The 19692-nt window shown below is 74.6% G+C and carries 17 protein-coding genes; 5 read left to right on the top strand and 12 right to left on the bottom strand.

Annotated elements, in window-relative coordinates; genetic code table 11:
* Position 1: 1 nt before the first annotated feature.
* The 4 genes from ACGF5U_RS21720 to ACGF5U_RS21705 form a co-directional block, all read right to left on the bottom strand.
* Entirely contained in the window at positions 2-1207 is a 1206-nt protein-coding gene (locus ACGF5U_RS21720) for a sensor histidine kinase (RefSeq protein ID WP_392711600.1), read from the bottom strand.
* On the bottom strand, positions 1204-2937 hold the full coding sequence (locus ACGF5U_RS21715) for a cation acetate symporter (protein WP_392711598.1): 1734 nt from the start codon (positions 2935-2937) through the stop codon (positions 1204-1206). Before ACGF5U_RS21715 ends, ACGF5U_RS21720 begins: the two co-directional genes overlap by 4 nt.
* Positions 2938-2946: 9 nt before the next feature.
* A complete protein-coding gene (locus ACGF5U_RS21710) occupies positions 2947-3357 on the bottom strand; it encodes a hypothetical protein (RefSeq protein ID WP_392711597.1) in 411 nt (136 codons plus the stop codon).
* A gap of 145 nt (positions 3358-3502) precedes the next feature.
* Positions 3503-4249 (bottom strand): LytR/AlgR family response regulator transcription factor, encoded by a 747-nt coding sequence (locus ACGF5U_RS21705; protein WP_392711595.1) that lies wholly within the window; start codon positions 4247-4249, stop codon positions 3503-3505.
* Positions 4250-4292: 43 nt separating this feature from the next.
* Between ACGF5U_RS21705 and ACGF5U_RS21700 the strand changes: the two genes are divergently transcribed.
* Positions 4293-4976, top strand: a complete 684-nt coding sequence (locus ACGF5U_RS21700; RefSeq protein WP_392711594.1) for a zf-HC2 domain-containing protein — start codon at positions 4293-4295, stop codon at positions 4974-4976.
* A 76-nt stretch (positions 4977-5052) separates the two neighbouring features.
* Here the strand turns inward: ACGF5U_RS21700 and ACGF5U_RS21695 are convergent, their stop codons facing one another.
* The 4 genes from ACGF5U_RS21695 to ACGF5U_RS21680 form a co-directional block, all read right to left on the bottom strand.
* Entirely contained in the window at positions 5053-5913 is an 861-nt protein-coding gene (locus tag ACGF5U_RS21695) for an Fpg/Nei family DNA glycosylase (RefSeq protein ID WP_392711592.1), read from the bottom strand.
* A gap of 34 nt (positions 5914-5947) precedes the next feature.
* Positions 5948-7384: a wax ester/triacylglycerol synthase family O-acyltransferase gene (locus tag ACGF5U_RS21690; RefSeq protein ID WP_392711590.1), complete on the bottom strand. Its 1437-nt coding sequence runs from the start codon at positions 7382-7384 to the stop codon at positions 5948-5950.
* 115 nt (positions 7385-7499) lie between these two features.
* Positions 7500-9581 carry a SpoIIE family protein phosphatase gene (locus ACGF5U_RS21685; protein ID WP_392711589.1) on the bottom strand — a complete coding sequence of 694 codons (2082 nt, stop codon included), beginning with the start codon at positions 9579-9581 and terminating at the stop codon, positions 7500-7502.
* 79 nt (positions 9582-9660) lie between these two features.
* Positions 9661-10980: a DUF6777 domain-containing protein gene (locus ACGF5U_RS21680; RefSeq protein ID WP_392711587.1), complete on the bottom strand. Its 1320-nt coding sequence runs from the start codon at positions 10978-10980 to the stop codon at positions 9661-9663.
* Positions 10981-11194: 214 nt separating this feature from the next.
* Here ACGF5U_RS21680 and ACGF5U_RS21675 point away from each other — a divergent pair, with 214 nt between their 5' ends.
* Genes ACGF5U_RS21675 through ACGF5U_RS21665 form a run of 3 tightly spaced genes read left to right on the top strand, consistent with a single transcriptional unit; the run spans position 11195 to position 14075 of the window.
* On the top strand, positions 11195-12082 hold the full coding sequence (locus tag ACGF5U_RS21675) for a YndJ family protein (protein WP_392711586.1): 888 nt from the start codon (positions 11195-11197) through the stop codon (positions 12080-12082).
* The gene (locus ACGF5U_RS21670) at positions 12079-12639 is read left to right on the top strand and encodes a DUF1990 family protein (protein WP_392711585.1); all 561 of its coding nucleotides are present in this window, start codon (positions 12079-12081) and stop codon (positions 12637-12639) included. The genes ACGF5U_RS21675 and ACGF5U_RS21670 overlap by 4 nt, the downstream gene beginning before the upstream one ends.
* Positions 12639-14075: a lipase maturation factor family protein gene (locus ACGF5U_RS21665; protein WP_392711584.1), complete on the top strand. Its 1437-nt coding sequence runs from the start codon at positions 12639-12641 to the stop codon at positions 14073-14075. The genes ACGF5U_RS21670 and ACGF5U_RS21665 overlap by 1 nt, the downstream gene beginning before the upstream one ends.
* A gap of 255 nt (positions 14076-14330) precedes the next feature.
* On the opposite strand, the gene ACGF5U_RS21660 is transcribed toward ACGF5U_RS21665, so the two are convergent.
* The 3 genes from ACGF5U_RS21660 to ACGF5U_RS21650 form a co-directional block, all read right to left on the bottom strand.
* Complete coding sequence (locus ACGF5U_RS21660) at positions 14331-14501, bottom strand: hypothetical protein (protein WP_392711583.1); 171 nt, start codon at positions 14499-14501, stop codon at positions 14331-14333.
* Positions 14502-14931: 430 nt separating this feature from the next.
* On the bottom strand, positions 14932-16398 hold the full coding sequence (locus ACGF5U_RS21655; RefSeq protein WP_392711582.1) for an SDR family NAD(P)-dependent oxidoreductase: 1467 nt from the start codon (positions 16396-16398) through the stop codon (positions 14932-14934).
* Between the two features lie 51 nt (positions 16399-16449).
* Entirely contained in the window at positions 16450-17205 is a 756-nt protein-coding gene (locus tag ACGF5U_RS21650) for a (2Fe-2S)-binding protein (RefSeq protein WP_392711580.1), read from the bottom strand.
* A gap of 163 nt (positions 17206-17368) precedes the next feature.
* Here ACGF5U_RS21650 and ACGF5U_RS21645 point away from each other — a divergent pair, with 163 nt between their 5' ends.
* Positions 17369-18445, top strand: coding sequence for a DMT family transporter (locus tag ACGF5U_RS21645; protein ID WP_392711579.1), 1077 nt, complete (start codon positions 17369-17371; stop codon positions 18443-18445).
* Here the strand turns inward: ACGF5U_RS21645 and ACGF5U_RS21640 are convergent.
* Positions 18326-19630 carry a transglycosylase family protein gene (locus ACGF5U_RS21640; protein WP_392711577.1) on the bottom strand — a complete coding sequence of 435 codons (1305 nt, stop codon included), beginning with the start codon at positions 19628-19630 and terminating at the stop codon, positions 18326-18328. The two genes, ACGF5U_RS21645 and ACGF5U_RS21640, sit on opposite strands and share 120 nt — an antisense overlap.
* Between the last annotated feature and the right edge of the window lie 62 nt (positions 19631-19692).

Raw genomic sequence — 19692 nt, 5'->3', positions numbered from 1 at the left:
TTCAGGGCGTGGCGCGGTGGACGCCCGCGTGGAACTTGGGGATCCGCACCGTGACCTTCATACCCGCGCCGACGCCGGTCTCCACGACCAGGCCGTGGTCGTCGCCGTACACCTGGCGCAGCCGCTCGTCCACGTTGGACAGGCCGATCCCGGACGTCTGGGGGCGTTCCCCGGCGAGGATGGCGCGCAGCACGCCGGGTTCCATGCCGACCCCGTCGTCCTCGATGGTGACGACGGCCTCGGCGCCCGCGTCCTGGGCGGCGATGGTCACCCGGCAGGTGTGCCGGGAGTCCTCCAGGCCGTGCTTGACGGCGTTCTCGACGAGCGGCTGGAGGCACAGGAACGGCAGCGTCACCGGCAGCACCTCGGGCGCCACCTGGAGGGTCACCTGGAGCCGGTCGCCGAAGCGGGCGCCGGCCAGCGCGAGGTACTGCTCGATCGACCGCAGTTCGTCGGCGAGCTGGGTGAAGTCGCCGTGCCTGCGGAACGAGTAGCGGGTGAAGTCGGCGAACTCCAGGAGGAGTTCCCTGGCCCGTTCGGGGTCGGTGCGGACGAACGAGGCGATGGCGGCGAGCGAGTTGTAGATGAAGTGCGGGGAGATCTGGGCGCGCAGGGCGCGGATCTCGGCCTCGATGAGCCGCGTCCGCGACCGGTCGAGTTCGGCCAGCTCCAGCTGGACGGAGACCCAGCGGGCCACCTCGGTGGCGGCCCTGACGAGGACGGCCGACTCCTGCGAACCGTAGGCGACGAGCGCGCCGAGCACGCCCTCCTCGCCGGTCAGCGGGGCGACGACGGCCCAGCGCAGCGGGCAGTCGAGGTCGTCGCACTCACTGCGGACGCTCTGGCTGCGCCCGGAGTCCAGGAGTTCGGCGACCCGTTCCATGACCTGGTCGCGGTGGTGGTCCGCGCCGGGCCCGTCCCAGGCGAGGACGGCCGTGCGGTCGGTGAGGCAGAGCGCCTCGGTGCCGAGCAGGGGCCGCAGCCGACCGGCGGCCTTGCGGGCGGTGTCCTCGGTGAGCCCGGCGCGCAGGGGCGGGGCGGCGAGCGACGCGGTGTGCAGGGTGTGGAAGGTGGCGCGTTCGACGGGGGTCCCCAGGTCGAGGACGTCGCGGTCGGCGCGGTGCGCGGCCAGCCGGCCGAGCGCGAACCCGGCCGCGAGGAGGAGGGCCCCCGCGGCGGCGAGGGCGGCGAGAAGGGTCCCGGTCATCGCTCGGCTCCTTCGGTGGGGGGCCGGCCGACGAGGCCCTCGGGCAGGTGCAGCCGCGCGAGGATCGCGGGCGTGCCGGCGGGAATGTGGCGGGGCGTCGCCAGCGACACGGCCACCATGGTCAGGAAGCCCAGGGGTACGGACCACACGGCGGGCCAGGCCATCAGGGTGTGCGGCCAGCCCTCGGGGGCGAGCCCCGCCCGGGTGGCCATCACGGCCGTGAGCGCGCCGCCGCCGCCGGCGACCAGGCCGGCCATGGCGCCGGGCGGGGTGAGCCGCCGCCACCAGATGCCCAGCACGAGGAGCGGGCAGAACGAGGACGCCGACACCGCGAACGCCAGCCCGACCGCGTCGGCCACCGGCACCTGGGTGGCGACGACGCCGACCGCGAGCGGCAGGGCCATGGCGAGCGGTGTCGCGAGCCGGAAGTGGCGTACGCCGCGCGACGGCAGGACGTCCTGGGTGAGGACACCGGCGACGGACATGGTCAGGCCGGACGCCGTCGACAGGAACGCGGCGAACGCGCCGCCCGCGAGGAGCGCGCCCAGCAGGTCTCCGGCGAGTCCGCCGATGACCCGGTCCGGCAGGACGAGCACGGCGGCGTCGGCGGCGCCGGTGAGGGCGAGCTCGGGCGCGTAGATCCGGCCGAGTGCGCCGTAGACGGGCGGCAGCAGGTAGAACGCGCCGACGAGCCCGAGCACGACGAGGGTGGTGCGACGGGCCGCGCGGCCGTTGGGGCTGGTGTAGAAGCGGACGGCGACGTGCGGCAGGCCCATGGTGCCGAGGAACGTGGCCAGGATCAGCCCGTACGTGGCGTACAGCTGGTGGCCGTCGCGGCCGCCGGCCAGCGGCTGCGACCAGCCGAGGGGGTCGGTGCCGTCGGCGGCGCGTTCGGGGACGGCCGCGCCCGGCGGGAAGGCCAGGACGGTGCCCGCCTCGACACGGTGGGTGCCCTCGGCGAGCGTGACCTGCCGCTCCTCGTACCGGGTCGCGTCGATCCGCCCGGAGACGGTGAGGGTGAGCGGGGCGTCGATGTCGACGCGTACGGTGTCGTCGAACGTCACGGTGGTGTGGTCGCGGAAAACGGCCGGGGCGTCGAACCGGGCGCGGGGCGTGCCGTCGCCGACCCAGGCGGTGACCAGGAACAGCGCGGGCACCAGCAGGGCGGTCAGCTTGAGCCAGTACTGGAACGCCTGGACGAAGGTGATGCTGCGCATGCCCCCGGCGGCGACGGCCCCGGTGACGACGACGGCGACGAGGACCGCGCCGACCCATTGGGGCGCGCCGGTGAGGATCTCCAGGGTGAGTCCGGCGCCCTGGAGCTGGGGCAGCAGATAGAGCCAGCCGATACCCACGACGAAGAGGCTGGCGAGCCGGCGGGCCCGCGGGGATTCGAGCCGGGCCTCGGCGAAGTCGGAGAGCGTGTACGCGCCGGAGCGGCGCAGCGGGGCGGCGACGAGGACCAGCAGGACCAGGTATCCGGCGGTGTAGCCGACCGGGTACCAGAGCATGTCCGGGCCCTGCAGGAGGACGAGCCCGGCGATCCCGAGGAACGACGCGGCGGAGAGGTACTCGCCGCTGATGGCGGCGGCGTTGAGACCGGGTTTGACGGTCCGGGAGGCGACGTAGAAGTCGGAGGTGGTGCGGGAGATGCGCAGGCCGAGGGCGCCGATGAGGACCGTGGCGATGACGACGGCGGTGACGGCCGCCACCGCGTAGGTCTGGTTCACCGAGCCGGTTCACCGGCCTTCGACGAGGCCGGTGAAGTCGCGTTCGTTGCGCTCGGCGCGGCGGACGTACCAGCGGGCGATCAGCCATATGACGGGGTGGACGGCGACGCCGAGCGCGGCCCACACGAACGGCTCGGGCGACAGGTCCGGGCCGTCGGGGCTCATGGCTGCGGGCAGCGCGAACAGCAGGGGCAGGGAGCCGACGAGCACGGCGAGCGTGGCGAGGGCGGACAGCGCCGCGCGCAGCTGGCTGCGCATCAGGGAGCGCACATAGGTGTGGCCGAGGGTGGTCTGCTCGCTGATCTCGGAGCGGGCCGGGGCGTGGCCCGCGGGGCGGCGGGCGGCGCGCGGCACTCCGGTGACGGTCTCCCGCCGGGGGCGCGCGTCGGGGCCGCGCGCGGGCTCGTGCTGTGCAGACATCGGCGTCCGGGGGTCGGGTGGCTCAGCGGTGAGTGGAGTGTACGCAGATGCCCCGACCGGCGGTAGGCCGATTTTCCTACCGGCGGTAGGCCGATTCTCCGACCGGCGGGGGGGGGTGGGGCGGCCGGGCGCGCGCCGTGGGCTGTCAGCCGCGCGGGTGCCGCATCAGCAGGTCGCGGAGCTGGCGGGCGTGCCGGCGGCTGACGGCGAGCTCGGCGCTGCCGATCCGTACGGTCGTGGCTCCCGCGTCCAGCCGCAGTTCGTCGATGCGGCCGATGGCCACCAGGTGGCTGCGGTGGATCCGGACGAATCCGCGCGCCGCCCAGCGCTCCTCCAGCGTGGACAGCGGGATGCGGACGAGGTGGCTGCCCCCGTCGGTGTGCAGGCGCGCGTAGTCGCCCTGCGCCTCGACGTAGGCGATGGCGTCGACCGGCACGAAGCGGGTGACGCCGCCCAGCTCGACCGGGATGTGCTCGGCGGTCGTCGCCCCCGGCAGGGCGGGCTCGCACAGGTCGCTGACCCTGCGCACGGCCTCCGCGAGGCGCTCCCCGCGGACCGGCTTGAGGACGTAGTCCACCGCCTTCAGGTCGAAGGCCTGCACGGCGAAGCCCTCATGGGCGGTGACGAAGACGATGAGCGGCGGCCTGGCGAACCCGGCCAGCAGCCGGGCGACGTCGAGGCCGGTGAGCCCGGCCATGTGGATGTCGAGGAAGACGACGTCGATGGCGTCGTCGCCGTCGGGCCCCGCCTCCAGGGCGCGGCCGATGCGGCGCAGCGCCTCGGTCGCGTCGGTGGCGCCCTCGGCGCTGCGCACCCGCGGGTCGGAGCGCAGCAGGTAGAGCAGTTCCCCCAGGGCGGGCTCTTCGTCGTCGACGGCCAGTACGCGCAGCATGCTGCGGAGTTTAGGCGGGGCCCGATTGAGCGAGAAGCGGCCCGTGCCCGTACTCATCGGAGGCAGGGACGACAGGTACGGCGCGGTCCGGAATCGAGGCACACCCATGGGTCAGCGGGAGCGGCACGACGCGGTCGCCGCCTACGCGCTGGGCGTCCTGGAACCGGCCGACGCGCTGTGCTGCGAGCGGCACCTCACCGCCTGCGGGCCCTGCGCGGCACGGCTGGGCGAGTTCGCCGGTGCGGCGGCGGCGCTCGCCCAGCTGGCCGGCCGCGAGCCGCTGGAGCCCCGGCCTGTGCGGCCCGTGCCGTGGCCCGGGCGCCGGGCGCCGCGCAGGCGCGGGCGGCTGGTCGCGGTGGCAGCGGCGCTGGCGGTGGCGCTGCCGGGCGGTGCGCTGGTCCTGGCCCGGGACGGCGGCGATCCGGCGGTGTGGCGCGTGACGGCCGCCGACCCGGCGACCGGCGCGGACGCGGCGCTGGAGACGCGGGACCGGGAGTGGGGCACGGAGGTGGCGGTGCGGGTGGCGGGAGTGCGCGCGCCCCGGGTGTGCGAGCTGGTCGTGGTGGGCACCGACGGGTCGGCGTGGCGGGTGCTGGGCTGGGCGGTGACGCCCGGCGACGACCCGGTGGTCCGCGGGGCCACGGCGCTGCGGCGCGACGAGATCGCACGGTTCGAGGTGCGCGCGGCCGACGGCAGGCGGCTGGTCTCGCTGGCACCCCGCCCCTGACCGGGCGCGGCGGCCGTACCCCGGGAGGGCCGGACGACGCCGCCTCCGCCCGGGGCGGGCGGCGCGCCGGGCGTGGTCACTTCAGCAGTCGGGACATCCTGCGGTCGGCGAGCGGCTTGCCGCCGGTCTGGCAGTGCGGGCAGTACTGGAGCGAGGAGTCGCTGAACGACACGTCGCGGATGGTGTCGCCGCAGACCGGGCAGGGTTCGCCGGTGCGTCCGTGGACGCGCAGCCCGCTCTTCTTCTCCGCCTTGAGCCGTCCCGCCTCCATCCCGTGCGAGCGGGCGACCGCGCCGCCGAGTGTGGTGCGCAGGGCCTCGTACAGGGTCGTGACGTCGTCGTCGGTGAGGTTCTGCACGGGTTTGAACGGGGACATCCGGGCCGCGTGCAGGATCTCGTCGCTGTAGGCGTTGCCGATTCCGGCGATGAGGCTCTGGTCGCGCAGCGCGCCCTTGATCTGGCGCCGCTCCCCCGCGAGGAGGGCGGCGAAGGCGTCCCGGTCGAAGGTGTCGGCGAGCGGGTCGGGGCCGAGGCGTGCCACGCCGGGCACGTCGGCGGGGTCGCGGACCAGGTGCACGGCGAGCCGTTTGGTGGTGCCCGCCTCGGTGAGGTCGAACCCGTCGCCGCCGGTGAGGGCGACGCGCAGCGCGAGCGGCCCCTTGCCGGGGCGCGGCGGCCCGGACGGCAGGACGTCCCGCCACTGGAGCCAGCCGGCCCGCGCCAGGTGGACGAGGAGATGGAGCCCGCCCGCGGTGATGTCGAGGAACTTGCCGTGCCGGTCGACCGCCGTGACGGCGGCCCCCTGGAGGGCGTCCGGTGGCGGGTCGTACGTCTTGAGGACGCTGATCGTGACGGGCAGGACGCGCGCGATCTCCTTGCCGACGAGATGGACGTCGAGGAACTCTCGCAGCGCTTCGACCTCGGGCAGCTCGGGCATGGTTCCAGCCTGCCGCAGGACGCCCGGGACCGCCTCACACGGCGCGCAGCAGCTCCGCCAGTTCGGCTCGCGCGGCGTCGGCGAGGCCGTCCACGTCCGGCAGCGCCCTGCCGTCGGCGACCAGGCCGATGTGCACCCGGTCCCCGTACGGCGACATGGCCACGGCCAGCGCCTGTCCGCGCGCAAGCGGCGCCATGGGGTACAGCGCGCGCAGCGGGCGGCCGCCGAGCGACAGCGCCGAGCGCGGCAGCGGGACGTTGGTGACCAGGACGTCGAACAGCACGCGGGCCGCTCCCCCGGCGAGCGGGGCCCCGAACCGGTGCGCCAGCGGCGGGAGCTGCCCGGCCAGCAGGGCCACGGCTCCGGCGCCGCGCGCGGGCCCCGCCGCCTTGTTGCGGTCCATGGCGCGGCGCACCGCGGCGAGCCTGCCCAGCGGGTCGTCGTCGCGGAGCGGCAGGTCCAGGAGGTACGCGGAGAACTCGTTGCCGCCGCCGGGCGGGGCGCCGGGCCGGCGGCGCGACACGGGGACGAGGGCGCGGGGGTCGGCGTCCGGCAGGCGGTCGCCGCGCTCCAGCATCCAGCGGCGCAGCGCCCCCGCGACCACCGTGAGCAGGACGTCGTTGGCGGTGCCGCCCGCGGCCCTGCGCACCCGCCGTACCTCGTCGAGGTCCAGGGCGGTGACGGCCAGGCGCCGTGTTCCGCTGGGGTCGGCGGTGAGCGCGGGCGCGCCGGGCGCGTCCAGACGGCCGGCCCGGACGACGGAGGCGCCGATACCGAACGCCCGGCCGATTTCGGCGACCCTCCCGCGCGCGGCGCCCGCGATGTCCCAGGGGCCGGGCAGCCGGGTGCGGGGCGGTGCGGCGCGCGGGCGGCGCCGGCCGGCGGCCCGTGCCGTCCGTGCTCCGGCGATCTCGTCGAAGATCCCGGCACCGATGGCGACGGCCCGCATGCCGTCGGCGAGCGCGTGGTGCAGTTTGACGAGTACGGCGAACGGGCGCGCGACCGGGGCCTCGTCCCCTGGACGTGCGCCGGGACCCGTACGGGTGCCGGGGCCGGGGCCGCCGTCTCCTTCGCCTTCGCTGTCGCCGTCCCTGTCGGCGGCGCCGGTGAGCAGGTACATCTCCCAGGGCGGGAGCCCGCGTTCGAGCGGCCGTTCCATCAGTTCGCCGGCGAGGGCGACCGCTCCGGCGGTGAAGTCGCCGCCCGGCACCCGCAGCCGGCGCACATGGCGGCGGACGTCGAAGGAGTCGTGCACGCGCCAGGCGGCGCCGCCGACCGGCAGCAGCACGTCCCGGACCCGTACCCGGAGGCGCGGAATGGCGGCCGCCCGTTCGGCGAGCAGCTCGAGGACGCCGTCGCAGCCGTCGGGCCCGCCGTCGAAGAAGGCGAGGGCACCCAGGTGCATGGGGTGATCGGTGGTCTCGAGATGCCAGAAGGCCAGGTCGAGGGGGGCCAACAGCTCGCTGCTCACGGAATCCTCGTGTCCTCGGTGCTGGAGGTGCGGACCGGGCGGAGGGGGTGGTGTGCAGTCAACCGCCTCCGGTCGCTCACGGTCAAGCACCGACCGTTCACGGACAGTGAACAACTCATGTCGATGAGATGTCGGGGCGCTCCGGAATGGCGAACTCGCACCAGACGCACTTCCCGCTGCCGCGCGACTCGACGCCCCACACCTCCGCGAGCCGGTCCACCAGCACCAGTCCCCGGCCGGAGACCCCGTCCGTCCCGGCGTCCCTGCGGCGCGGGAGCACGCTGGAGCGGTCCTCGACCTCCACCCGGAGGCGCCGCTCGTGACCGGTGAGCATCCGCAGGGTGACGATCGCCCCGCCGTCGGTGTGCAGCAGCGCGTTGGTGATCAGTTCGTCGGCCACGAGCTCGATCTCGTCGGCCCGCTCGCGTGCGCCCCAGGCCCGTACCGCCGCCCTGATCATGTGCCGGGCCGCCCGCAGCGCCTCGGGGTCGCTCTGCGCCACGTGCTGCTGGAGTCGCCCGCCGGCCTGCGGCGCGAAGCCGCCCCTGCGGCGCAGCAGCAGGATCGCGACGTCGTCGTCGCCGCCGCGCTCGTCCACCACGTCGCAGAGCTGGTCGGCGAGCAGGTGGAGGTCCCGTGGCCCGTTGCGGACGAGCGCGGTCAGCCACTGCATGCCCTCGTCCAGGTCCGACCCCGGCTGCTCGACCAGTCCGTCGGTGTACAGGAGCAGGGTCTGGCCGGGGTCCAGCTCCAGGACGGTGACGGGGTAGTCGAGGGAGCCGAACTCGGCGGACAGGCCGAGCGGCAGCGCCCCCGGCACGGGGAGCCGGCGGCAGTCCCCGTCGGCGTCCCTGAGCAGCGGGTCGACGTGCCCGGCGCGCACCACCTGGACGACGCCCGTCGCGAGGTCGGCCTCCAGGTAGGTGCAGGTGGCGAAGCGGTCGGTGTCGAGCTCGTGCAGGAAGACCGATGCCCGCGCCATCACGGTCGCCGGGGTGTGGCCCTCGGCCGCGTACGCGCGCAGGACGATGCGCAGCTGGCCCATGACGGCCGCCGCGTGCGTGTCGTGGCCCTGTACGTCGCCGATGACGGCGCCGACCCGGCCGCCGGGCAGCGGGATGATGTCGTACCAGTCGCCGCCGATGTCCCGGCCGAGCCGGGCCGACCGGTAGCGGACGGCGATCTGCGCGCCGGGGACCTCGGGGATCCGGCGGGGCAGCATCGCCTGCTGGAGCCCTTCGGCGAGGTCGTGCTCCTGCTCGAAGAGCATGGCGCGCTGGAGGCTCTGGCCGATGCTGCTGCCGAGCGCGACGAGGACGTTGCGGTCGTCGGGCGTGAAGCCGTTCTTGTCGCTGTAGAGCAGGCCGAGCGCGCCGATCGGCCGGGCCTGGGCGATCAGCGGCAGATACGCCGCCGAGGTGATGCCGAGACCGCTGATATGGGGCCACAGGACGGGGTACGAGCCGGCGAAGTCCTCCGGCGACTCGATGAAGCGCGGTGAGAGGGTGCGCACCACCTCGCTCATCGGGTACTCCTCGTCCACCCGGGTGTAGCGGGTGCCGGGCACGAAGGAGCCCTCGGGTCCGTCGGCGACGAGATGGATGCGGCCGGCCTCCAGCAGTCCCATGACCACGCTGGTGGCACCGAGGTGCTCCAGGCCGTGCGAGTCCTTCAGCACGTCGATGACGTCCTGGACGGTACGGGCGTGGGCCAGGGCGGCGGTGGTGGACTCCACGACGCTGGTCTGGCGGCGGCGCTCCTCGTCCACCTCCATCCGGGCGGTGGACTCGGCCAGCTCCTGGGTGGCGTCGCGGACGATGCCGATGATGCGCCGGGGGCGCCCGGTCTCGTCGCGGCGGATGAAGCCCTGTGTATGGGTCCAGCGCAGCCCGCCTTCGCGGGTGCGGATACGGAAGTACGCCCCGTAGTGCGAGCTGCCGTTCTTCAGGGCCTGGGCCACCATGCCGTCGAGACGCACGGACTCGCTGGGCGGGACGCGCGAGGCAAGGCTCTCCGGCCTCCCGTCGTACTCGGCCGCGTCCACCTGGAACACGTCGAGCGCGACCTCGTCCATGTGCATCAGCCCGGCGTCGAGGTCCCAGTCGAAGCTGCCCATGCGGTTGAGGGACAGCCTCAGATCCGGGTGGGCGGGCCAGTCCTCGGGGAGCGACAGGGCATCCGCTGCCGGATCAACCATGGGGCCACTCTGCCATCATTTGTCTGGTTTATCGACTTTTTGTCATGATTCAAGCCGCCGGTCCGGCCACCGTGAACGGTCATCCGCCGAGGGAGCCGGAGGAGCCGGAACATCCGTCCGCCCCGCCTTCCGTCCCGCCGTCGGGCACCCCCGGGTCGTCCCCGGGCATGGAGCACCCCTGCGTGCCGGACCCGTCCGGCGCATCGGGTACGGCGGGCTCGTCCGGTACGGCCGGCGCATCGGGTACGGAGGGCTCGTCCGGCACGGCGGGCACGTCCGGGGCGACCGGAGCCGGCGGCGCGACCGGGGGCCCGTCGGCCTCCGGAGCAGACGTGTCCGGTACGGACGCGCCGCCCGCGTCCTGCGGCCGCGGCAGGGCGCCGCTCCCCCGGGGTCCGGGCGGGGCCGCCGTCGGGGCGGTGGGCCCCGCGGACCCGGCCGGCCCCGTCGGGACGCCGTCCGGCACCGGGGTGTCGGCGACATCGCGGTCGCCCGGGTCGTACGGCGGGGGCGCGTCGGGCCGCTTGTCCTGCTCCCCGCGCGTCCCGGTCTTCCGCTCGATCCAGGTGTCGTCGGCGACGTTCACGATGATCAGGCTGCCGAGGACCTGCTGCGTGGGGGCCACGGCCACGACTCGGCCGGCCCGGAAGCCGTCCCAGCGGTCGCCCTGGTAGACCGCGGCCCCCTGGATGTCGGCGGGCGAGCGCAGCGGGTTTCCACAGGCGCAGCGCACGCGCGGCGCGCCGTACCGGTCGACGAGGACGGCGCTGCCCGACTGGAGCACCGCCTGGAAGGGCGTGGCCGTGCCGTCCCGGTAGCCGTGACCGGTCACCCGGGTGTCGGCCCGCAGCACCACCGGGGTGAGGTCCCGCAGCCAGCCGCGGATGTCGGCCGGGTTGATCCCGGCCGCCTGGGCGAAGGCGCCCGCCTTGGCCGTGTCGCCGGTGAGGAGGCGCGCCTGCCGTTCCACGTCGCAGTCGGCCATGAGCCGCGTACCGCCGTACAGCCCGGGGGTGGCGCCGTCGACCGTCCGTACCCCGCGCGGGCTCGCGCTGGGCGGAGGCACCGCCGGGGACGATGTCGGCGACACGGGTGAAGTGGGTGACGCGGGTGACGCCGGCCGGGTCGAGGACCGGGGGACGGCGACGACCGTGGACGCGGTGAACGGATCGGGGCCGGGGGCGGCCGCGGGCTGCAGGAGCACCTCTCCGGAGTCCGCCGGCGTGCCCTGCGCGCCGCCCGTACCGTCGCCGCCCGCGCATCCGGCGAGCAGCAGCCCGGCGGCGGCGGTCGCGGTGAGGGCTCCGCGCCTGGCACGGCGCACCGCCGGTGACCGGCCCGCCGATCGTGTGGGTGGACGCACGCCGGGTCCCGCCTCTCTGCCGCGCTGAGCCTTCATGTCCGGGCCTCCTGCCCGCGCCTTCATATCTGCCGGATGCCCCGCTCCCCCGCAACCGGAGAAGCGGACGGCCCCCACCAGGCCGCACCCGGCCGACACCCGGCCCGCTCCCCGCCCCCACCCGGCCCCCACCCCGACTTGAACACGTTCAAGTCCACCCTCTAGGCTCACCGCAAGAGAGTTTGAACGCGTTCAATAAGGGTGGGGGCGGACCATGTCGACGCTGGTCGATCTGATCGTGGTGCTCGGCATGCTGGTGATCGTGCCGTTGGGCCTCGGCCTGCTGGACTCCCCGGAAACGGTGACCGTACGCAGGCTCTGGCCGCTCTTCGCCGTACCGGGCGCCGTGTCCCTGTGGCTGCCGCGCGGCGCGGCCGCCACCGCGCTCGCCGGGTGCTACGCGGCCGGGGCCGTGCTGCTGGCGGCGACCGCCGCCCGCCGGCTCGCCCGTACGCGGTCCCTGGCGCCTGCCGAGATCGCGGCGCTGACCGCGCTGGTGAGCCCGTCGGTCGCGGCCCTCGCCCTGGTGGCCGAGCGGTGGGGGCACCGGCTCTTCGGCTTCGGCCTGGACATCCTGGAGCTGACCGTTCCGCACTTCCACTTCGCCGGGTTCGCCGCCGCCCTCGTGGCGGGACTGGTCTGCCGTACGACACGGCGCCCGGCGGGGACCTTCGCCGCGCTGAGCGTCCCGCTCGGCACGCTGCTGGTGCTCGTCGGCTACTTCGTGGACGACTGGGCGGAACTCGCCGGGGCCGTCGTCCTCACCGCGGGCATGTGGGCCGTGGCCCTCCTCACCTGGCGGGACGCCAGGGCGGCGGCACGCGACCGGCTCACCGGCGGCCTGCTCGCCGTCTCGGCGGCGGTCCTCGTGGCGTCCATGCTGCTGGCGCTCAGCTGGGCGGTCGGCGAGGCGACCGGCCTGCCCCACCCGGACCTGACCTGGATGGCCGCCACGCACGGCCTGGCCAACGCGCTTGGCTTCGCACTCTGCGCGGTGCTCGCGTGGCGCCGTATCGAGCACACCCGCAGCGGCGCCACCCGTACCGAGCCCGTTCGCACCCGACACCTCCACACCGAGCGAACCGAGGGGAACCCGGCATGAGCCGACCGATCCGCGACCTCCGCCCCACCGCCGAGCGGCGTCCGCGCCGGCTGACCTACCCGGAGGTGGGAGCCACCGCGGCGCGCCTGCCGCACGGCTACCACCACCTGCGCCACCGCACCCGGATCGGCCGGGGCCGTGACGCCTTCGTGGCCGCGGGCGCCGCCGTCACCACCTGGCGGATGCACCGCGAGTCCGGCGCCAGGGTCCTCGCGGACGCGGTCCGCGCGGCGCCCGGCACGCGCCTGGAGGTCGGCGTGGGGATAGGCCCCGTGGGCTACGCCGTCCCGTGCGAGGTCATCTGGACCGTGTACGACGAGGACCGTACGGGCTTCGCGTACGGCACCCTCACCGGGCACCCCGAGTGCGGGGAGGAGTCGTTCGTCGTGGAGCTGGACCCGGACGGTGCCGTCTGGTTCACGGTGACGGCGTTCAGCAGGCCCGCGCGCTGGTACTCCCGGGCGGCCGGGCCGCTCGTACCCGTGCTGCAGCGCTGGTACGCGCGCCGCCTCGGGCGGACGCTGCGCGCACTCGCCGACGGCCGATACTGGAGGTGATGGAGTGGTTCGCATGGTTCGCCTCGTCCGACTACTGGCTGGGCCGCCTGGTCTTCCAGCGGACGCTGGCCGGTGTGTACCTGGTCGCGTTCCTGGCGGCCGCCCTCCAGTTCCGCGCGCTGATCGGCGAACGCGGCATGCTGCCGGTCCCCGCGTATCTGCGGCGGGTACCGGCGCGCCAGGCGCCCAGCCTCTTCCACCTGCACTACTCCGACCGGTTCTTCGCGTCCTGTGCGTGGTCCGGTGCGGCGCTGGCCCTCGCCCTGGTCGCGGGCGCCGGGGACGCGGTGCCGCTCGCCGTCTGCATGCTGATGTGGGCCGTGCTGTGGGGCCTGTACCTGTCGATCGTCAACGTCGGGCAGACCTGGTACGGCTTCGGCTGGGAGTCGCTGCTGCTGGAGGCGGGCTTCCTCGCGGTCTTCCTGGGCAATGAGCGCACCGCCCCGCCCGTCCTCGTGCTGTGGCTGCTGCGCTGGCTGCTGTTCCGGGTGGAGTTCGGGGCCGGCCTGATCAAGATGCGCGGCGACCGGTGCTGGCGGGATCTGACCTGCCTGTACTACCACCACGAGACCCAGCCGATGCCCGGCCCGCTGAGCTGGTTCTTCCACCACCTGCCGCGCCCCCTGCACCGGGTCGAGGTGGCGGCCAACCATGTGACGCAGCTCGTGGTCCCGGTACTCCTGTTCACCCCGCAGCCGGTGGCGAGCGTGGCGGCGGCGCTGGTCATCCTCACCCAGCTGTGGCTGATCCTGTCCGGCAACTTCGCCTGGCTGAACTGGCTGACCGTCGTCCTCGCCCTGTCGGCCCTGGACGGCACCCTGGTCGCGGACGCGCCGTCGCTGCCCGAGCCGCCGCTGTGGTTCGGCATCCTGGTGATCGCCCTGACCGTGCTCGTGCTGGCCCTCAGCGTGCGCCCGGCCCGCAATCTGCTCTCCCGCCACCAGGCGATGAACCGGTCGTTCGACCCGCTGCACCTGGTGAACACCTATGGCGCGTTCGGCTCGATCGGCCGGGTCCGGCACGAGATCGTCATCGAGGGCACGAGCGACCCCGTGGTACACGAGGGAACGGTGTGGCGGGAGTATGAGTTCAAGGGCAAACCGGGCGATGTGCGCAGGCTGCCGCGCCAGTTCGCCCCGTACCACCTGCGGCTCGACTGGATGATGTGGTTCGCGGCGCTCTCCCCCGCCTACGCGGGCTCCTGGTTCGGGCCGTTCGTGGAACGGCTCCTGGAGGGCGACCGGGACACGCTGCGGCTGCTGCGCCACAACCCCTTCCCGGACGCGCCGCCGGTAAGGATCCGCGCCCGGCTGTACCGCTACCGGTACACGACCTGGCGGGAGTTGCGGTCCACGGGCGCCTGGTGGCACCGCACCTACGTACGGGAGTTCATGCCGCCGACCCGCCTCGCCGCCACCGACGGGGCGGACCGGTGAAGCCTTGGGGAGAGGTGGTGGCGGCGGTCGCGCCTCCGATACCGTGCGGCGGCGGTGAGGTGGGCCGAGCGGATGCCGATGACGTTCGGCCCTCACCACCGCTCGTTTCCCGGTACTCCGGGCTCCTCCCGTGCCCGGACAACCGTGTGCCCCCACCCGGGCGGGGCGGGGGCACACGGCGAAGGCGGAGCGCACGGACAACGGCCCTGGCCGACCGACCGGACGGCCGTGCCGACGGGCGGAGCGGCGGAACGCTCAGTCCACGCTGGGCAGAATGTGCGGTTCGGCGAGGTCGTCCTCGTAGCCCGCGAGCCGGATGGGGGCCGAGCGCGCCCACACCTCCAGGCTGCCGAGCTCGTCGGACCTGTGGGACCTGTCGCCGGGTTCCGCCGGTCGCTGTTCCTGCTGCGTCGATTCGGGTGTCACCGCGCACTCCTTCGTGTCGCGAACCAATGAGGACATGCTGCCGTTCGGTCGCGGTGGCGCCGGTAATCGGGCGGGACCGCGGCCTTGGTGACAGGCCAGTCCCTGGGCCGGCCCGAGGGAGTTCGTGGGTCCCGTCAGCCGACCGTTCGCCTAAGACTAACCAAATGAGCACGACCCCGCTCGATGGAACGCGTCACACCATCGGGTTCCGGCCAGTCTGATCCGGCCGGAAGCCGGACGGGAGGCCCGGCGGACGGTCCGCACGGGAGGCACGGCGGCTGGAGCGGCGCGCGGTACGGACGGGAGACACGGCGGCTGGAGCGGCGCGTGGTAGGGACGGGAGACACGACGGCTGGAGCGGCGCGCGGTACGGACGGGAGGTACGACGGGCTCGGCCACCGGACCGCTCCGGTAGCCGAGCCCTCGCCAGCTACCACTTGCCGGGCGCGTAGTCCTTCAGGAAGCAGCCGTACAGGTCCTCGCCACTCTCGCCGCGCACGATCGGGTCGTACACCCGGGCAGCGCCGTCGACCAGGTCGAGGGGCGCGTGGAAGCCGGCCTCCGCGAGCCGCATCTTGTCCGGGTGGGGGCGCTCGTCGGTGATCCACCCGGTGTCGACGGCCGTCATCAGGATGCCGTCGCTCTCGAACAGCTCCTGCGCGCTGGTGCGCGTCAGCATGTTCAGCGCGGCCTTGGCCATGTTGGTGTGCGGGTGCCCCGCCCCCTTGTAGCCCCGGCTGAAGACACCCTCCATCGCGGAGACGTTGACCACGTACTTCCGGCGGGCCGCAGCTGCGGCCATCGCCGGGCGCAGCCGGCTGATCAGGATGAACGGCGCGGTCGAGTTGCAGAGCTGGACCTCCAGCAGCTCGACCGGGTCGACCTCGGAAACGGTCTGGATCCAGCTGTTGGTGTCGTGCAGATCGGGTACGAGACCGCCCGCGTCGATCGCGGTGCCCGCCGCGATCCGCTCCAGCGACGCCGAACCGCTGACGAGCGCGAGCTCGGTGACGTCCTGCGCGGTGAGCGCGTCACCGCCACGGGCCGACGGCAGGGCGGCCATCGTCTCCACGGCGCCGCTGTTGAACGCGCCGATGACCTGGGCGGGCGGCAGTTCGCCCTTCGGCAGCGGCGCCGACTCGGCGGCGACCAGTTCCCGGTAGGCCTGCGGGGAGCGGCGCACGGTCTGCGCCGCGTTGTTGATCAGGATGTCCAGCGGGCCTTCGGCGGCGACCGAGTCGGCGAGTGCCACGACCTGGGCCGGGTCACGCAGATCGATACCGACGATCTTCAGCCGGTGGATCCACTCGTCGCTGTCCGGCATCGCCTTGAAACGGCGGATCGCGTCGTTCGGGAACCGGGTCGTGATGGTGGTGTGGGCGCCGTCGCGCAGCAGGCGCAGCGCGATGTACATGCCGATCTTGGCGCGGCCGCCGGTGAGCAGCGCCCGCCGGCCGGTGAGGTCCGTGCGGGCGTCCCGCCGGGACCGGTTCTCGGTGGCGCAGTCCCGGCACAGCTGGTGGTAGAAGGCGTCGACCTCGACGTACCTGCTCTTGCAGATGTAGCAGGACCGGGGGCGCTGGAGTATGCCCGCGATCTCTCCGGCGGCGGAGGAGCTGGGCAGCAGCCCCTGCGTCTCGTCGTCGATCCGCTCGGCCGAGCCGGTCGCGGTCGCCTCCGTGACCGCCCGGTCGTGGGCGGTCTTGGCGGCCCGGCGCTCCTGGCGGCGGCGCTGCTTGACCGTCCGGTAGATCCCCGCGGTGGCGCGCCGCACGGCGATCGCGTCCGGGTGGTCGACGTCCAGCTTGTCGAGCTCCTCGAGGACGCTCAGGCAGACGGCCAGGCGCTCGGGGTCGATTCCCGGCCCGTACGCCTGGTTCTCTTCTGTCACCGTCATGGCCGCTGCCGTTCCTCGATCACTCGTATGCCACGTGTCAAAGGGTGAACTTTACGGAGCGGAGTACTCGGCCGCCAAACCGGACCGGCCGCCGGGCGGGCTCGGCGGCCGGTCGAAGACGCAGTCGCCGCACAGGCCGCCGCCCGGACAGCGGTAGTACAGGCAGCAGGTGCGGCGGCGCAGCGCCCGGCCGTGGACGGTCCCGGCGAGGTCCGGGTGCGCGAACAGGGCGGTGGTGAGCTCGGCCGCCCGCTCGGCCACCTGGGGGCGCCCCTCGCGGCGGGCCCACCGCGTGAGTTCCCGAAGGGCGCCGGCGAGCGCGGAGCCCGCGTTGCCCCACAGCAGCCGGGGCGAGACCGGCCCGGCCGCGCGCAGCGCCTCGGCGAGCGGGACGAGGTGGCCGTACTGCACGGTCTCGCGGATCGCGTCGGCGGTACCGGGCCGGGTCCGGGCGCCCGTCCACCACAGGTCGTCGGGCGAGGTGCGGGCGCCGTCCCAGCGCAGCGTGCCGGGGGTGACGTCCGGGAACTCGCCGTACAGCGCGGCGGGCCCGAGCGCGACCGACCAGAGCCGGGCGGCCAGCCCGAGGTGGGCGATGGACGCGGCCACCCGGAACTCGTCGGTGCGCAGCCGGGCGCCGACCCGGGCGACGCGGTCCGCCAGGGGCGCGTGGTCGCCGGCGTACACCTCGGCGAGCGGCCGGTGGGTCGCGCTCGCGGACGCGGACGTATCTGCGGACGTGTCCGCGGGCGCGGCCGCGCGCAGCGCGAAGAAGCCCCCGATCGACGCGGCCTCGTCCAGATCCACCGGCTGTCCTCCTCGCCTCACGACGGGTTCACGGTACCGGCGGGTCGCCGTCGGCACGGCCACGCACCCCCGTGACGCCGTACTCCCGTACTACGACCGCAGTACCGACGAGTGCCTGCTCAGGGACGATGTCGTGCACGATCCCAGGGGCCATCGTGGAGACATGAGCCCGCTCGCGACGTCCGTGCTGCTGTCCGTGGTCTCCGCGATCGCGTACGCGGCCGGGGCGATCGTGCAGGAACGCGTCGCCGTGTCGGCGTCCGGCACCGCGCGCCCCTACGCGCCGCTGAGCGACCGGGCCTGGTGGGTGGCCGTGCTGCTCAACAGCCTCGGGGCGCTGCTGCACGTGGCCGCGCTGGCGTACGGGCCGCTCAGTCTGGTGCAGCCGCTCGGGGCCCTGACGATCGTGTTCGCCCTGCCGATGGCGGCAATGTTCGTGGGGCGGCGGGCGGGCGCGACCGCGTGGCGGGGCGCGGTCATGGCGACGGCGGGCCTCGCCGGGCTGCTGGCGCTCGTCGGCCCGCCGGGCGCGCGGTCGCTGGGCGGCGGCGTAGGGCCGCTGCTCGCCGCGGTCTCCCTCGGCGCGATGGCGGCGCTCTTCGTGTCGGCGCGGGGCGTACGGCGGAGGGCGGCGGCCGACGGGCGGCGGCGGGTGGCGGGAGGCGCGCGGCGATCGGTGGCGGCCGGTGCGCGGCGTACGGTGACCGGGAGCGTGCTCCTGGCCGCCGCCGGCGGGGTCGCTTTCGGGACCGCGTCGGTGTTCACCAAGGTCGTCGCGGTGGAGTGGGCCCCGGACGCCCCGCTGCGGGCCTGGCCGGCCCTGCCGGCGATCGCCGTCTTCGCCGTCGCCGGGCTGCTGCTGTCGCAGGCGTCCTACCGGGGCGCGGGCCTCGCCGCGCCCCTGGCGACGGTCACCGTCGTGAACCCGGTGGTGGCCGCGGCCGCCGGGCTCGCGCTCTTCGGTGAACAGCTCCGGTACGGCGTGACCGGCACGGTCCTGGCGGTCGGCTGCGGCGTACTGGCGGCGGGCGGACTCATCGTCCTCACGACGGCGTCGTCCGCCCGCCCCGCCGTGCCGGAACCCGCCGTGGCGGAGCCGACCACGGCACGGCCCGCCGTGTCACAGTCGGACGCCACCCGACCGCAGGTAGGCGAGCGGGTCGATGTCGGAGCCGTACCCCGGCCCGGTGCGCACCTCGAAGTGAAGGTGCGGTCCGGTGCTGTTGCCGGTGGACCCTGAACGGGCGATCCGCTGGCCCGCGCCCACCCGCTGGCCCTCGCGCACCGTGAGGGCCGACAGATGCGCGTACTGGCTGTACTTGCCGTCGTCGTGCCGGATGACGACCTGGTAGCCGTAGGCGCCGGCCCAGCCCGCCGAGACGACCCGCCCGGATCCGACGGCCTTCACCGACGTGCCGGTGGGCACCGGGAAGTCGACGCCCGTGTGGTAACCGGCGGACCAGCCCGAGCCGGCCGTGCGGTAGGCGGTGCCGGGGCTCGCGTCGACCGGGGCGCTCAGCTCGGCGCTGCGCCGGGCGGACACCTGCCGGGGCTGCGCGGTGACCGGCTTGACCGCCGGCTTCTGCCCGGGCTTGGGCGTGACGCCGGTCGCGGGCTTCGGCGGGGTGGCCGGCTTCGGCCGGGCGGCGGCCGGGGGCTTGGCCTTGGCGGCCGGCTTCGGCTGCGCCGCGGGCTTGGCGACCGGCTTCTTGCCCGGCTTCACGGCCGGCTTCGTTCCCGGCGTGCCCGGTGACGTACGGAAGGTCAGTTTCTGGCCGGGCAGGATGAGGTCCGGGTCGGTGCCGATCACGCCCCGGTTCTCGGCGTACAGCCGCTGCCAGCCGCCCCGGACGCGTTCGGCCTCGGCGATGCCGGACAGCGAGTCGCCGCGCGCCACCGTGTAGCTCTCACGGCGCTGGTTCGGCACCGTGGTGGGCGTGGTGGGCTTGGAGCTCGTACCGGAAGGCCGCGTCGTGTCCGACGACCCGTCCCGGCCGGACTTCCGGTCCTTGCGGGAGGTCCCGGGCGCGATGTCGGGCGCGTCGCCGCCCCGCGAGAGACCGGCCCTCACCGAACAGGTGGGCCAGGCCCGCGGCCCCTGCCCCTTGAGCACCTTCTCGGCGATGGCTATCTGCTGGTCCCGGGTGGCGAGGTCGGCGCGCGGCGCGTAGCGCGTGCCGCCGTACGCCTGCCATGTCGACTGGCTGAACTGGAGCCCGCCGTAATAGCCGTTGCCGGTGTTGGTCTTCCACTTGTTACTGGACTCGCAGGCGGCCACCTTCTCCCAGACGTCCACCGACGCCGCGTGGGCGCTGCCCGCGCCCATGAGAGGCAGCACCATGCCGGCACCGCTCACGGTGACGGTGAGCGATGCCCGGTTGATACGGCTCGGCTGGTACCGGCGGTGTCGTCCCCGTACGGCCATGGGTGGTCCCCCCTTGCACACGGTCAGCAGCCGCCCAAGCTAGAGGGGTGCGACAGGCCGTG

This window comes from Streptomyces sp. NPDC047886 (genome assembly GCF_043204435.1).
Classification (GTDB): Bacteria; Actinomycetota; Actinomycetes; order Streptomycetales; family Streptomycetaceae; genus Streptomyces.
The sequence above is the reverse complement of the archived record's forward strand: the minus strand, read 5'-3'. Positions and strand labels throughout refer to the sequence as shown.